This window comes from Achromobacter xylosoxidans, from assembly GCF_002192695.1.
In the GTDB taxonomy this organism is placed as follows: Bacteria; Pseudomonadota; Gammaproteobacteria; order Burkholderiales; family Burkholderiaceae_B; genus Achromobacter; species Achromobacter xylosoxidans_C.
In genome coordinates this window covers 87,109-100,308 of record NZ_MTLG01000008.1, presented here as the reverse complement: position 1 = coordinate 100,308, position 13,200 = coordinate 87,109, and the positions used below count along the sequence as shown (strand labels likewise).

Annotated in this window: 14 protein-coding genes; 5 read left to right on the top strand and 9 right to left on the bottom strand. The window is 67.9% G+C overall.

What is annotated here, in order from left to right:
- Positions 1-18 precede the first annotated feature (18 nt).
- The 3 genes from BRO63_RS02075 to BRO63_RS02065 form a co-directional block, all read right to left on the bottom strand.
- Positions 19-1,107 carry an efflux RND transporter periplasmic adaptor subunit gene (locus tag BRO63_RS02075; RefSeq protein ID WP_088138321.1) on the bottom strand — a complete coding sequence of 363 codons (1,089 nt, stop codon included), beginning with the start codon at positions 1,105-1,107 and terminating at the stop codon, positions 19-21.
- A gap of 180 nt (positions 1,108-1,287) precedes the next feature.
- On the bottom strand, positions 1,288-1,749 hold the full coding sequence (gene rnhA / locus BRO63_RS02070; RefSeq protein WP_088138320.1) for a ribonuclease HI: 462 nt from the start codon (positions 1,747-1,749) through the stop codon (positions 1,288-1,290).
- A gap of 56 nt (positions 1,750-1,805) precedes the next feature.
- The gene (locus tag BRO63_RS02065) at positions 1,806-2,579 is read right to left on the bottom strand and encodes a class I SAM-dependent methyltransferase (RefSeq protein ID WP_088138319.1); all 774 of its coding nucleotides are present in this window, start codon (positions 2,577-2,579) and stop codon (positions 1,806-1,808) included.
- A gap of 20 nt (positions 2,580-2,599) precedes the next feature.
- Here BRO63_RS02065 and gloB point away from each other — a divergent pair, with 20 nt between their 5' ends.
- Together gloB and BRO63_RS02055 are read left to right on the top strand one after the other, a co-directional pair.
- Positions 2,600-3,421: a hydroxyacylglutathione hydrolase gene (gloB, locus tag BRO63_RS02060; protein WP_088138318.1), complete on the top strand. Its 822-nt coding sequence runs from the start codon at positions 2,600-2,602 to the stop codon at positions 3,419-3,421.
- A gap of 7 nt (positions 3,422-3,428) precedes the next feature.
- The gene (locus tag BRO63_RS02055) at positions 3,429-4,847 is read left to right on the top strand and encodes a transglycosylase SLT domain-containing protein (RefSeq protein ID WP_088138317.1); all 1,419 of its coding nucleotides are present in this window, start codon (positions 3,429-3,431) and stop codon (positions 4,845-4,847) included.
- A gap of 64 nt (positions 4,848-4,911) precedes the next feature.
- On the opposite strand, the gene BRO63_RS02050 is transcribed toward BRO63_RS02055, so the two are convergent.
- A complete protein-coding gene (locus tag BRO63_RS02050) occupies positions 4,912-5,844 on the bottom strand; it encodes a pyridoxal-phosphate dependent enzyme (protein ID WP_088138316.1) in 933 nt (310 codons plus the stop codon).
- Between the two features lie 36 nt (positions 5,845-5,880).
- On the bottom strand, positions 5,881-6,954 hold the full coding sequence (locus BRO63_RS02045; protein ID WP_088138315.1) for a succinylglutamate desuccinylase/aspartoacylase family protein: 1,074 nt from the start codon (positions 6,952-6,954) through the stop codon (positions 5,881-5,883).
- Positions 6,955-7,061: 107 nt separating this feature from the next.
- Between BRO63_RS02045 and BRO63_RS02040 the strand changes: the two genes are divergently transcribed.
- Positions 7,062-7,958 (top strand): LysR family transcriptional regulator, encoded by an 897-nt coding sequence (locus tag BRO63_RS02040; protein WP_179215018.1) that lies wholly within the window; start codon positions 7,062-7,064, stop codon positions 7,956-7,958.
- Positions 7,959-8,063: 105 nt separating this feature from the next.
- Positions 8,064-8,849, top strand: coding sequence for an enoyl-ACP reductase FabI (fabI, locus tag BRO63_RS02035; RefSeq protein ID WP_013391441.1), 786 nt, complete (start codon positions 8,064-8,066; stop codon positions 8,847-8,849).
- Positions 8,850-8,899: 50 nt separating this feature from the next.
- Here the strand turns inward: fabI and BRO63_RS02030 are convergent, their stop codons facing one another.
- Positions 8,900-9,298, bottom strand: a complete 399-nt coding sequence (locus BRO63_RS02030) for an OsmC family protein (RefSeq protein ID WP_088138313.1) — start codon at positions 9,296-9,298, stop codon at positions 8,900-8,902.
- A gap of 188 nt (positions 9,299-9,486) precedes the next feature.
- Between BRO63_RS02030 and BRO63_RS02025 the strand changes: the two genes are divergently transcribed.
- The gene (locus BRO63_RS02025) at positions 9,487-10,167 is read left to right on the top strand and encodes a tellurite resistance TerB family protein (RefSeq protein WP_088138312.1); all 681 of its coding nucleotides are present in this window, start codon (positions 9,487-9,489) and stop codon (positions 10,165-10,167) included.
- Between the two features lie 19 nt (positions 10,168-10,186).
- Here the strand turns inward: BRO63_RS02025 and BRO63_RS02020 are convergent, their stop codons facing one another.
- From BRO63_RS02020 to BRO63_RS02010, 3 genes are all read right to left on the bottom strand, one after another.
- Positions 10,187-11,173 (bottom strand): tripartite tricarboxylate transporter substrate binding protein, encoded by a 987-nt coding sequence (locus BRO63_RS02020; protein WP_088138311.1) that lies wholly within the window; start codon positions 11,171-11,173, stop codon positions 10,187-10,189.
- A 77-nt stretch (positions 11,174-11,250) separates the two neighbouring features.
- Positions 11,251-12,135: a carboxylating nicotinate-nucleotide diphosphorylase gene (gene nadC / locus BRO63_RS02015; protein ID WP_088138310.1), complete on the bottom strand. Its 885-nt coding sequence runs from the start codon at positions 12,133-12,135 to the stop codon at positions 11,251-11,253.
- Positions 12,136-12,217: 82 nt separating this feature from the next.
- On the bottom strand, positions 12,218-13,147 hold the full coding sequence (locus tag BRO63_RS02010) for an NUDIX hydrolase (protein ID WP_088138309.1): 930 nt from the start codon (positions 13,145-13,147) through the stop codon (positions 12,218-12,220).
- Between the last annotated feature and the right edge of the window lie 53 nt (positions 13,148-13,200).

Here is a 13,200-nt window from a genome sequence, read left to right as displayed (position 1 = left end):
AATGGAAAAAGGCCGGCGTCACGCGCCGTTGCCCAGAACGGTCACCGCGGCGCCGTCCGTCACCCGCTGCAAGCCCGACACCACCAGTTGGTCGCCCGCCGCCACCCCGGTCAGGATCTCGACGCGGCCTTCGCGGCGCTCGCCGATGGTGACCTCGCGCCGCTCGGCCACGCCGTTCTTGACCCGGTAGACGTACTGCGTCGCGCCCGAGGGCGACAGCGCGGCTTCCGGCGCGACCAGCGCCTTGTCCTGGCTGAACTGCAACTGCACGCGGGCGAACATGCCCGGGCGCAGCACCGCATCCTTGTTGGCGACCGTGGCGCGCAGCAGGATGGAGCGTCCGCCCGCGTCGACCAGCGGGCTGACCGCGTAGACCACACCCTGGCGCTCCTGGCCGGGCAGCGCGTCCATGCGCAGCGTCAGCGGCTGGCCCACGCCCACCTTGCTCAAATACATTTCGGGCACGCGGAAGTCCACCTTGAGCGGGTCGATCGCCTCCAGCGGGGCCAGGTCCTGGCCCTGGTTGACGTAGTCGCCCACCGACACGCTGCGCAAGCCCGCAATGCCGCCGAACGGCGCCGAGATCGTCATCTTGTCCAGCCGCGCCTGCGCCAGCGCCACCGCGGCTTCCTGCACCTTCAGGGTGCTGGCGGATTCGTCGCGCGCCTGTTGGCTGACGAAGCCCTTGCCCTGCAGCTCCACCGAGCGCCGGTAGTGGCTTTGCGCCAAGGTCAGGTTGGCGCGCGCCTGGGCCAGTTCGGCGCGCGGCACGGAATCGTCCAGGCGGATCAGCACGTCGCCGCGCTTGACCGGCTGGCCTTCCTTGAAATCGATGGACTGGATGCGGCCCGCGACCTCCGGCCGCAGCACCACGGACTCGTCGGAGCGCAGGCTGCCCACGGCCGAAATGCCGCGCGCGAAAGGAATCTCTTCGACGGCGGCCACCTCGACCCGGACCGGCGCGGCGCGCGTGACCAGGGGCGCTTGAACGGCGCCGGGCTGCGGACTGACGGTTCCATAGGCAAGCCAGCGCGGCACAAAAATGCCGAGCGCGGCCCCCGCGGCCAACCCTGCCGCTACGGCGGCGAGCAGTACTGCTTTTTTCATGCGCGAATGTGGCGGTATTGCGGCGCGGGCCTGGCATGCCCCCACGCGGACTGCGCCGCAGGAACTGGAATGAGGGTTGGCACTTTAGCACCCGGATTTACATACTGGAACAATCCTGAAGCCGGATGAAAGAACTAAATCCGCCCCTGAGGGCGGATTTGAGGGTATATCCCGATGCCCTCAGCCCCGCTTGGCCGATTCCACGCCCATATTGGCCAATTGGTCGGCCCGTTCGTTGCCGGGATCGCCGGCGTGTCCACGGACCCAGCGCCAGGACACCGCATGCCGCTGCACCTGCTCGTCCAGCAATTGCCACAGCTCGACGTTCTTGACGGGCTTCTTGTCGGCCGTCATCCAGCCGCGCCGCTTCCAGTTGGCCAGCCATTCGGTCATGCCCTTCATCACGTACTGGGAGTCCGTGTGGATCGTGACCGCGCATGGGCGCTTGAGCGCGCGCAGGCCCTGGATGACCGCCAGCAGCTCCATCCGGTTGTTGGTGGTCTGGAGTTCCCCGCCGTGCAGCGTCTTTTCGTGGCTGCCGGCGCGCATCAGCACGCCCCAGCCGCCCGGACCGGGATTGCCCTTGCAGGCGCCGTCGGTCCACATTTCCACTTTCTGCTCGTTCGCTTTGTCGTCCTGCATGGTGCTGCCTGGTATTCCTTGCTAAAAAATTGGCCCCGCGGCGCGGGGCCTTGCCTTCAAGAGCCGTCGTCCGCGTGACGGTTGACCACCACCGACGCGGCGCGGGCGCGCTTGGGCTTGGCCTTCTTCCAGGCCGGGCCAATGATACGCATGCCGGCCACCCGCTTGACCGCCGACACCAGATAGACCGCGCCGCCCACGCTCCACCAGCGCGCGCCCGCGGATTCCAGGAAGGACCAGCGCTGCAGCCATTTTTCGCTGCGGCAGGCCGGCGCGTAGCAGCCGAACTGGCTGGCCTCGACCTCCAGCGACAGCAGCTTGAACCAGTCCTTCAGGCGCGGCAAGGACACCTGGGACGAGGGTGGCTGCGGCAGCCAGGGTTCCATGCCGGGCATGCGGGTGCGCGCGCCCCACATGCTCCAGGGATTGAAGCCCGAGATCACCACCCGCCCTTCCGGCACCAGCACGCGTTCGACCTCGCGCAGCACGTTGTGCGGCTCTTGCGCGCATTCGAAGGCATGCGGCAGGATCAGCAGGTCCACGCTCTGGGATTCGAACGGCAGGGCCTCGGGCTCGGCCAGCACCACCCGCGACTGCCAGGCGGCCGCGCTCTCGGCGGACGGGGTCTCGGTGCCCACATAGCCTTTGAACGGCATGCGGTTGGCGCGCAGCAGATTCATGTCCGCCAGGCCCACTTGCCAGGCGTAATATCCGAACACGTCCGCGACAGCCGCGTCGAACTGCGCCCGCTCCCAGGCCAGGACGTATTGCCCCGGCGGCGTCTGGAACCATTCGGCCAGTTCTACAATCGGCGGAGTATCTTCTGCCACGTTCTATTCCTTCGAATCCCATGCAAGCCTTGACCGCCCCCACAGGCGGCCGCGATCGCAACGCCGCGGTCTTGCCTCTACCCGCCTTCAACGACAACTACATCTGGGCCATCGTCCGCGGCGGCGACGCCGCCGTGGTCGATCCCGGCGACGCCGGCCCGGTGCTGCAATGGCTGGCCCAGAACGGCTTGAGACTGCGCGCCATTCTACTCACGCACCATCACGGCGACCACGTGGGCGGCGTACCGGAATTGTCCCGCATCGAGGGCATCACCGTATACGGCCCCGCGCATGAACAGCTGCCGCGCTGCGACGTGCGCCTGGCGGAGGGCGACCGCGTGGCGATCCCGGAACTGGACCTGGACCTGGCCGTGCTGGACGTGCCCGGACACACCGCCGGCCACATCGCCTACTACGGCCGCGCGGCCGGCCGGGAGCCGGTTCTGTTCTGTGGCGACACCCTGTTTGCCGGCGGCTGCGGCCGTCTTTTCGAAGGCACTCCGGCGCAAATGCATGATTCTTTAGGGAAATTTGCTGTTTTACCGCCAGATACACAGGTTTTTTGCGCACACGAGTACACTCTAGCGAACTTGCGCTGGGCCTTGGCAGTCGATCCGGCCAACCGCAGCCTGCAACAGTGGCACCAGCAGGCCCAGCAATTACGAGCAGTAGGTCTTCCCACGCTTCCGTCCACCATTGGGCAGGAACGCGCGGCCAATCCGTTTTTGCGCACGCAAGAAGTTGAGGTCGTCCACGCCGCAGAGCGCTGGGCCGGCCGCAGCCACGCTACGCCGGTAGAGGTCTTTGCCTCCCTTCGTGAATGGAAGAACGATTTCAAGTGACAACCTGATGAATCTATCCCGACTCCTTCTGCCGCTCATGCTGGCAGTCCTCGCCGGTTGCGCAGGAACCAAAGCCCCCGATAGCAAGAACCTCACCACCAATTCCCAAGGGCGATATATCGCCCGCGACACGTCCCGGACGGTGGATCTGACCAACCCGCCCGCCGACGCCTGGGACCGCATCCGCCGCGGTTTCGCCATTCCCAACCTGAACACCGAGCTCTCGCAGCAGTGGACCGACTATTACGCGTCCCACCCCGAGTCGGTGCAGCGCATGGCGGAACGGGCCGGCAAGTACCTGTATTTCATCGTCGACGAGATCAACCGCCGCGGCCTGCCGACCGAGCTGGCGCTGCTGCCCTTCGTCGAAAGCGCCTACAACCCGACCGCGCTGTCGCGCGCCCAGGCTTCGGGCCTGTGGCAGTTCGTGCCGGCCACCGGCCAGCACTTCAACCTGAAGCAGGACTGGTGGCGCGACGAGCGCCGCGCCCCCATCGCCTCGACCAACGCGGCGCTGGACTACCTGGAAAAGCTGTTTGAAATGCAGGGCGACTGGTACCTGGCGCTGGCCTCGTACAACTGGGGCGAAGGCTCGGTGCAGCGCGCCATGGCCAAGAACGAAGCGGCCGGCCAGGGCACGGACTACCTGTCCCTGAACATGCCCGACGAGACCCGCAACTACGTGCCCAAGCTGCAGGCCATCAAGAACATCATCGCCGATCCGCAGCGCTATGCGGTGGCCCTGCCCCCGGTGGGCAACACGCCCTACTTCGTGACGGTGCAGAAGAACAGCGACATCGACCTGGAAATCGCCGCCAAGCTGGCCGAAATGCCGCTAGACGAATTCAAGGCGCTGAATCCCTCGTTCAACCGCCCCGTGATCCGCGGCGACCACGGCCCCACCCTGCTGCTGCCGGCCGACCGCGTCGAGATCTTCAACGCCAATCTGACCAACTACAAGGGCGACCTCAGCGCCTGGAAGATCTACCATTCGCGCCGCGGCGAATCCTACGCCTCGATCGCCAAGCGTTTCGGCGTGAGCGAAGCCACGCTGCGCCAGACCAACGACATCGGTTCGCGCCAGAAATCCGCTTCCGGCCAATCCCTGCTGGTGCCTGGCGACCCCGGCACGGGCGGCGTGCAACTGGCCTCGCTGGCCACGCCGGTGGGCGCCCTGGACTCAGCGCCGTCGGACAACAAGGCCGCCGCCCCGCGCGGCCGCAGCGCCCAGGCGCCGGCCGCGCGCGTGGCCAGCGCCCGTCCCAATGTGCGTACCCACAAGGTGCGCCAGGGCGACACGCTGTTCTCGCTGGCCAAGCAGTACGGCACCTCGGTGGATGCGCTGCGCGCGCTCAACAACATCAAGGGCAGCGCCCTGAAGGTCGGCTCGCAGCTGCGCGTGCCGGGCACCAACGCCCGCGGCTGATCGGCGCTTGCATAAAAAAGGCGCGTCCCGCGGGACGCGCCTTTTTTTATCCGCCCGCCGCCCGCTACCGCGGCTGCGCCACGAACTGCGTGCTCCATTGCGCCAGCTGACCCGCCGTGACGCCCACGCCGCCGCACAGGATGACCGCCACCGAGCGGGCGTTCTTCAGGAATTCCGAACCGCCGTCCAACGCCGCCACCGAGGCGCCGCAGGCGGGCTCGACCAGGATGCGGTGCTCCAGCAGCACGTCCTCGCAGGCCGCCACCGCGGCGGCATCGGACACCACCACGCTCTCGATGGAGTGCTCCTTCGCCAGGTCCAGCGCGCGGTCGCAGACCTGCCGCGCACCCAATGAGGTCGCAATGGACCGGATCTCGGGCAACAGCACCGGCGCCCCCGCATGCAGGGCCTGGGCATACGAATCCGCGCCGGCCGTTTCGGCCGCGATCACCGGGACCTCGGCCCAGCCATTGCGCCGCAAGCCCTCGACCACGCCGCACAGCAGGCCGCCGCCGCCGACCGAGCAGATGACCGCATCCGGCCTGCCGCCCTGCCGGGCCAGCTCGTCGATCATGGTCGCGTGCCCTTCCCACAGCAAGGGGTCGTCGAAGGGATGCAGGAATGCGTCCGCCTCGGTCATGAGCTCCAGCGCGCGGGCGTTGGCCTCCATCCAGGAGGCGCCGTGCACGATGACTTCCGCCCCTTCGGAACGGATCAGGCTCTTGGCGCGCTCCGAGGTCGTGGCCGGCACCACCACCGTCACCGGCGTGGCCAGCATGCGGCCGGCGTAGGCCACGGCATAGCCGGCATTGCCGCCGGACGAGGAAATGAAGCGCCGGGCGCCGCGGGATTTGTAGATCTGGCAGGCATGACCTATGCCGCGGGCCTTGAACGAGCCGCTGGGCTGCAGCGCCTCCATCTTCAGGCGCACGTCCTTGCCGCTGCGCAGGGAAAAGGCGCGGGATGCGAGCGCCGGGGTTTCGATATGGATTGCCATGTTCTGTGTTCTGAAAAAGTGAATCTGGACGCGGCCTCAGGCCGCGCTGGCCACCACGCAGCAGACATTGCCGGGCACGACGATGCCGGGATGCCGCTTGGCGAAGACGACGCCGCTGGCGCCGTAAAGCAGTTCGACCGGCGCGCGCCGCGGGTCGAAGGTCTGGTGGATGCGGCCCGCGGGCTGGCCGGCTTCGACCGCCTCGCCATAGCGATGATAGGCCTCGAACACGCCCCGTTCCGAAGCGATGACGTAGGACTTGGCGCCGGTGACCTTGAACAGGGGCGCGGGCTGCGCCGCGAGCGGCTGGGCGCTGGCTTGGTCCAGCGCGCCCCAATGCGCCAGCACGCGCAGCGCGCCGGCGCGGCATAGCGCGAGCGCGCTGTCCGTCACGGTGCCGCGCCCCGCCATCTCGGTGCTGACGCAGGTAAGCCCGGCAGCCACCGCCGTGGCGACGCTGGTGCGCGTGTCGCCCAGCGTATCCAGCAGCACGTTGAACGGCGCGCCGAAGGCCATCACGGCATCGATATTGCGCTGGGTCTGCGCCGCATCCTGCGAAGGTTGGACCAGGGCGCTGGGAATGATGTCCAGGGACGAACCGCCCGAATGCAGGCTCAGGAACGCGTCGCCGCGCGAGAACAGCTCGTCGCTGACGTAGGCGGCGATCTGTTCCGTGATGCTGCCCGCATGGTCGCCGGGAAAGCTGCGGTTCAGGTTCTTGCCATCCAGCGGCGAGGTGCGCAGGCCGGCTTCAGCCGCCGGCGCGTTGAGCGAGGGCATCACGATCAGGCGGCCCCGGACGCGTTCCAGCGGCAGGTCGCGGATGAATTCGCCCAGCACGATCTGGCCTTCGTACTCGTCGCCATGGTTGCCGCCTTCCAGGATGACGGTGGGGCCTTCGCCGTTCGCCAGCACCGCCATGGGTATGCGCACCGTGCCCCAGGCGTCGTCGTGGGGCGACTGCGGGATATGCAGGAAGCCCGCCTGGCGCCCGGGCGCATCGAGGTCGATGTCGGTGAACGCCGTCGCGCACTGCGGGTTGCGCGCCGGCAGGTGCGCGACCCGCCGGTCACGCAATAACGGCGACTCGCGGAATGTCGGTTTCGTCATAGACCTTTTGGGTATACGTTATGGGGTTCAATCGTAAAAATATAGGTATTTGATGCTGCGGCAACAAATACTTTTGGTGCGTATTACGTATGCCTGGGAGGCATGGCATGGAATTGAGGCAGTTGCGCTATTTCGAGGCGGTGTGCGCGGCCGGCAGCGTGGCGGGCGCGGCCAAGGCCTTGCATATCGCCCAGCCCGCCCTGTCGCGCCAGATGATGGCGCTGGAAGATGAGTTCGGCGCGCAGTTGCTGGTGCGGCTGCCGCGCGGCGTGGCGCTCACGCGTGCCGGCGAGGCCCTGCTCGCCCAAGCCAGGCTGATGCTGGAGGGCGCCGCGGCCCTGCGGGCACAGGTGGCGCTGGCGGCAAACGGCAAGGCGGGCTCGCTGAAGATCGGCGTCATGCCCGGCTACAGTTGGCTGCCCGGCCTGGGGCAAGCGATCGCGGCCCTGTCGCGCGCCTCGCCCGATACCGATGTGCAGCTGGAATCCGGCCTCTCGGCCTGGCAGCTGGATGCGATCAAGCGCCACGAGCTGGACGCGGGCGTGGTCGCCTGGCGCTCTCCACTCGATGGCGAAGTGCAAGGAATGAAGATCTATGAAGACCGCATGGTCCTGGCCATGCCCGCGGCGGTGGCGCGCAGCGTCGGCAGGATCCGCGCGCTCAAGGACCTGGCAGGCCAGAAATTCATCCTGTTCCCGCGCGCCGGGTCGCCCTCGCACTATGACGCGCTGGTCCGCATCCTGAAGGCCGCCGGCATTCCGCTGACGCGCCCGGCCGCCGTGGCGACCGATCTTCCCACCATCCTGGGCCTGGTGTCGGCGGGACTGGGCTGCGCCATCATTCCCGCTTCGTTCCGGCAGCATGGCCCGGCCGGCGTGGTCTTCAAGGAAATCGGCGGCATAGACCTGACATTCGATCTGGAGCTGGTCTGGCGCGCGGACCAGCGTGATCCCCTGCTCGCCAGCTTCGTGGGCCTGTTCCCGCCGCCCGGAAAGCCGGCCTGAGGCGCGATCCGGCCCGGTTGGCCCTCAGGGATTTTCATATCGCGAAATCGCGCAAACTCCTTAAAATAGGCGGATTCCAGAGGGAAAAAATCAAAGGATAGAAATATGGGCTTTCTCGCCGGCAAGCGCATCCTGGTCACCGGGGTGCTTTCCAACCGATCCATCGCCTACGGCATTGCGCGCGCCTGTCACCAGCAAGGCGCCGAACTGGCGTTCACCTACGTGGGAGACCGCTTCAAGGACCGCGTGGGCGAATTCGCCGCTGAATTCGGCAGCAAGATCGTGCTGCCTTGCGATGTGGCCGAAGACAGCCAGATCGAAGGCGCCTTCGCCGAACTCGGCCAGCACTGGGACGGCCTGGACGGCCTGGTGCACTCCATCGGTTTCGCGCCGCGCGAAGCCATCGCCGGCAACTTCCTCGACGGCCTGTCGCGTGAAGGTTTCCGCATCGCGCATGACATCTCGGCCTATAGCTTCGCCGCCATGGCCAAGGCCGCACTGCCCCTGATGGAAGGCCGCAACGGCTCCGTGCTGACGCTGACCTACCTGGGCGCCGAACGCGTGGTCCCGAACTACAACACCATGGGCCTGGCCAAGGCCTCGCTGGAAGCCAGCGTGCGCTACCTGGCGACCGCGCTGGGCCCGCGCGGCATCCGCGCCAACGGCATTTCCGCCGGCCCCATCAAGACGCTGGCCGCCAGCGGCATCAAGGACTTCTCGGCCATCCTGAAGTTCGTGGAAGCCCAGGCCCCGCTGCGCCGCAACGTCACCATCGAAGACGTGGGCAACGTCGCCGCCTTCATGCTGTCGGACCTGGCCGCCGGCGTGACGGGCGAGATCACCCACGTGGACGCCGGTTTCTCGACCATCGTCCCGGGCATGGAAGACTAAGTCCGCGCACGGCCGGGACCCAAGGGTCCCGGCCATGGCGGCCTGCTTGTTCAGGCCGCCTGCACCACCACGGTGGACACTTGCACGTCCACCGCCGTCATCAGCTTGTGCACCGGGCACTTCTCGGCCACTGCCAGCAGCTCGTCGATCTGCGCATCCGACAACGGGCCATTCAGCGTCAGCTTGGCCGTCAGGCGGTAGATTCCCTTGCGTTCCTCGCCGGCATCGCGCACCACTTCCACCCCCACCGATTCCAGCGGCAAGCCCTTGCGCTGCGCGTAGACCATCAAGGTCATGGCCTTGCAGCCGCCCAGCGCGGTATCGAAGTAGTCGTGCGGATCGGGGCCGGCGCCCTGCGGCTGGGGCATGTCCAGCGGCAGATCGTGGCCTTCGGCCGTGGCGGTGAATTGCAGCGTGTTGGGCGCATTCTGGCGCACGCGGATGCTCATGGGTCCTGTCTCCTGGTAACGGGTCCTGGCGGGCGACCGCCGCGGCCGCCCCAGACCACGTTGTATCACCTGGCGGGCGCTCCAAGGACGTGGCCGGCGCAAGCAACTGACTGTAAGCTGAACTTCTGGCCCCGGGGCCGGTCGGATATCTCTATCCGCAATACCTGAGCAAACTTTAAGGGGGCCGCATGAGCGCCAGACAACTACTCGATCAACTGCTGCAGTCCGGGCAAGGGCTGCTGTCGGACACCACCAACCGCGTGCAGAACGCCACCGGCGGCAAGGGTTCGTCCTTCCTGACCGGCCTGGGCGGCGGCGCGCTGGGCGCGGGCGCCCTCGGACTGCTGCTGGGCAGCAAGAAGGCCCGCAAGATCGGCGGCAAGGTCGCCATGTACGGTGGCATGGCGGCGCTAGGCGCCCTGGCCTACCGCGCCTACGGCGACTGGCAGCGCAACCAGGCCGGCGCGCCCACGGCTCCCCCGCAGACGCTGGACCGCCTGCCCGCGCCCCAGGCCGAGCAGCACAGCACGGCGGTGCTGACCGCCATGATTGGCGCGGCCAAGGCCGACGGCCACATCGGCCCGGAAGAACGCGCCCTGCTCGAGACCGAACTGTCCAAGCTGTCGTCCGACGCCCAGGACCGCCGCTGGCTCGAGGCCGAGCTGTCGCGCCCGCTGGATCCGTCCGTGATCGCGCAAGCCGCGCAGACGCCGGAAATGGCGGCCGAGATGTACCTGGCCAGCCTGCTGGTGGTGGACGAGGAAAGCTATATGGAACGCGCCTATCTGGACGAACTGGCGCGCCAGCTCAAGCTGCACCCGGGCCTGAAGGAACAGCTGGAACAGCACGCCCGGGCCGCCGCGGCCTGAGGCCAGGCCTGCGCCCGGCTCAGTCCGCGCGCAGGCCGATCGCCTGCGTCAAGGCGGTATAGCGGTCGATATCCGCATCGATCATGGCCTGGAACTCACGCGGCGTGCTGGTCGCGGGCGTAAAGCCCTGTTCGCGCAGCGCCACCTGCACATCGGGGCGCTGGACGATCTTGGCCACCGCCGCATTCAGCTTGGCCACTACCGCGGGCGGCGTGGCCGCCGGCGCCAGCAAGCCGTGCCATTGGTCCAGCGCGTAGCCGGGCACGCCCTGCTCGGCCACCGTCGGCACCGACGGCAACAGCGGCGAACGCGCGGGTGACGTCACCGCCAGGGCCCGCAGCTTGCCGGCTGCAATCAGGGGCGCGGCGCTGGATGCCGTGACCACGCCCATACTTACCTGGCCCGCAGTCACATCGGTCAGCGCCGGCCCGCAGCCCTTGTAGGGCACATGCTGCAAGGGCGCTCCCGTGGCGCGCGCCAGCATCTCGCCGGCCAGGTGCTGCGGCGTGCCGTTGCCGCAGGACGCGAAGGACAGCGGCCAGTCCCGCGTGGCGGCGGCCAGCGCATGGTCCAGGTTCTGCCAGGGCGAAGCCGCCGGCACCACGTACACCGAAGGCACGAAGGCCACGTTGATGACCGCCGCGAAGTCCTTCTTGGGCGCGAAGCCCAGGTTGCTGTAGACCCCTGGATTGATCGCGAATGAACTGTTGACCATCAGCAGCGTATGGCCGTCGGCCGGCGCTTCGGCCACCGCGCGGGCGCCGATGTTGCCGCTGGCGCCAGGCCGGTTTTCCACCACCACCGCCATGCCGAACTGCTCCTGCAGGCTGGCGCCGATGCGGCGCGCCAGCAGGTCGGTACCGCCGCCCGGCGGGAACGTCACCACGATGGTGATGGGGTGCGAGGGATAGGCGGCGTCCTTAGGCGCTTCGCCCGAGGGCGAATTGCCGCAGGCGGCCAGGGGCAAAACCAGGAATGCAAGAACAGAGCTGAGCAGGCGATTCATGATGCGGGCTTGCAAGCGTCCCTGCGCGGCATGCGCGCGGGGGCATGGGCAATGCCGGCCGGTGGCCGGCGGAAAGGTCAAGCGTCCAGGCCGATGTCGAGCACCTTGGCGCTGTGGGTGATCCAGCCCACCGCGATCTGGTCCACCCCGGTGGCCGCCACCGCGGCGGCGGTTTCAGGGGTGATGCGGCCCGAGGCCTCGGTGATGGCGCGGCCGCGCGCCATGGCCACCGCGCGGCGCAGATCGTCCAGGCTCATGTTGTCCAGCAACACCACGTCCACCCCCAGCGACAGCGCCGTTTCCAGCTGTTCCAGCGTGTCCACTTCCAGTTCGATCTTGACCATGTGGCCGATGCCGGCGCGCGCCCGCTCGATCGCCGTGGCAACCCCGCCCGCCAGCGCGATGTGGTTGTCCTTGATCAGCACCGCGTCGTCCAGGCCATGGCGGTGATTGCTGCCGCCCCCCACGCGCACCGCGTACTTCTGCACGGCGCGCAGGCCCGGCATGGTCTTGCGGGTGCAGGTGACGCGGGCGCCGTAGCCTTCGATGGCGCGGGCGATGGACGCGGTGGCGCTGGCCACGCCGCTCAGATGGCACAGAAAGTTCAGCGCCACGCGCTCGGCCGTCAGCATGGCGCGCGCATTGCCGCTGATGCGGGCGATTTCCGCACCCGGCTGCAGTTCGCTGCCGTCGCGCAGCGCAACGTCGAACTTGATGCCCGGGTCCATGGCGCGAAACGCCAGGCGCGCCAGGTCCAGCCCGGCCAGCACGCCGTCCTGGCGCGCGACCAGCCGGGTCTGCGCCGTGGCGTCGGCGGGCACGATGGCATCAGTGGTCAGGTCCCCGGCGCGCCCCAGGTCCTCGAGCAAGGCCGCGCGCACCAGCGGCTCCAGCATGACTTCCGGCAGAGGGGGAACGGGCAGTCGGGCAATGGTCAGAGGCGCTTCGGCTTTAATGCTCATTTTGAGTATTTACCAGTTAAAAAAAGGCGCGCAGAGATTGCGCACCACTTATGCTAGAGACGAGCATAAAGCTTGTCAAGCATCACATCGCCCGAGACAACGGCAATTTGCTCCCCGCAATAGCGCGCTCCAGCAGCACGTCGCGGCGAAAACGGAATAGCTTGGCCGGCCTGCCGGCCGTGCCCGTGGCCATTTCGCCGGTTTCTTCGACCAGCGCCTGCTGCTCGATGAGGCGGCGGAAGTTCTGCTTGTGCAGGCCGCGCCCGGCCAGCGCTTCCACGGCCAACTGCAATTGCAGCAGGGTGAACTGCGCGGGCATCAATTCGAACACCACGGGGCGGTATTTGATCTTGGCGCGCAGCCGGGCGATGCCGGTGGCCAGGATGCGGCGGTGGTCGTGGCGCATCGGTTCGCCCGGCACCACCGCGCCCTTGCCCCCGCGCCGCGCCGCCTCGGGCACCAGCCCGGCTTCGAACAGCAGTTCATAGCGCTGCAACACCATGTCTTCATTCCACGGCGAGCCGTCCAGCCCGAAGGTGATGGCGGCGCGCTGGCGACGGCGCGTGCGCACCGCCGCATCGGAACTGTCTTCGCACCAGGCGGCCAGGCGCGGCACGATCAGTTCTTCCACCAGCGCGGGCGTGCCCGTGCGCTGGTCTTCCCAGGGGAAATAGCGGTACCAGTCCTGCCAGCCGACTTGCGCCACGCCGGTTTCGCCGGCCTCGCGCGTCAGGCCCAGGTAGCTGACCGACATCACGCGCGCGCCCGATTCATCGGAGCGGTCGCCATCGGCGAAGGTGTAGAGCTGCTCCACATAGCCCAGCGGATGATGGGTCTGCTCCTCCACCCAGGCGCGCAGGCCGGCCTGCAGCGAACGGTGCGACAGCTTGAAGGGACCGGCCGGCAAGGCGCGCGCATCGTCGGTCGTCAGCACCCGCGGCTCGCCGTTGGTGACAGCGACCAGCACGGCAACGAGTTCAGCATGGACGGAGCGTTCGACGGATTCAGTCAAGGTAGGCGTATGGAAAGTGAGGAAGCGGGCGCCTTGCCGCAAACCGCGAGGCG

Excerpts from the sequence above, each read along its gene's own strand:
- BRO63_RS02075 (WP_088138321.1), bottom strand. The coding sequence starts at position 1,107 with ATGAAAAAAGCAGTACTGCTCGCCGCCGTAGCGGCAGGGTTGGCCGCG.
- rnhA (WP_088138320.1), bottom strand. The coding sequence starts at position 1,749 with ATGCAGGACGACAAAGCGAACGAGCAGAAAGTGGAAATGTGGACCGAC.
- gloB (WP_088138318.1), top strand. The coding sequence starts at position 2,600 with ATGCAAGCCTTGACCGCCCCCACAGGCGGCCGCGATCGCAACGCCGCG.
- BRO63_RS02055 (WP_088138317.1), top strand. The coding sequence starts at position 3,429 with ATGAATCTATCCCGACTCCTTCTGCCGCTCATGCTGGCAGTCCTCGCC.
- BRO63_RS02050 (WP_088138316.1), bottom strand. The coding sequence starts at position 5,844 with ATGGCAATCCATATCGAAACCCCGGCGCTCGCATCCCGCGCCTTTTCC.
- BRO63_RS02045 (WP_088138315.1), bottom strand. The coding sequence starts at position 6,954 with ATGACGAAACCGACATTCCGCGAGTCGCCGTTATTGCGTGACCGGCGG.
- BRO63_RS02040 (WP_179215018.1), top strand. The coding sequence starts at position 7,062 with ATGGAATTGAGGCAGTTGCGCTATTTCGAGGCGGTGTGCGCGGCCGGC.
- fabI (WP_013391441.1), top strand. The coding sequence starts at position 8,064 with ATGGGCTTTCTCGCCGGCAAGCGCATCCTGGTCACCGGGGTGCTTTCC.
- BRO63_RS02030 (WP_088138313.1), bottom strand. The coding sequence starts at position 9,298 with ATGAGCATCCGCGTGCGCCAGAATGCGCCCAACACGCTGCAATTCACC.
- BRO63_RS02025 (WP_088138312.1), top strand. The coding sequence starts at position 9,487 with ATGAGCGCCAGACAACTACTCGATCAACTGCTGCAGTCCGGGCAAGGG.
- BRO63_RS02020 (WP_088138311.1), bottom strand. The coding sequence starts at position 11,173 with ATGAATCGCCTGCTCAGCTCTGTTCTTGCATTCCTGGTTTTGCCCCTG.
- nadC (WP_088138310.1), bottom strand. The coding sequence starts at position 12,135 with ATGAGCATTAAAGCCGAAGCGCCTCTGACCATTGCCCGACTGCCCGTT.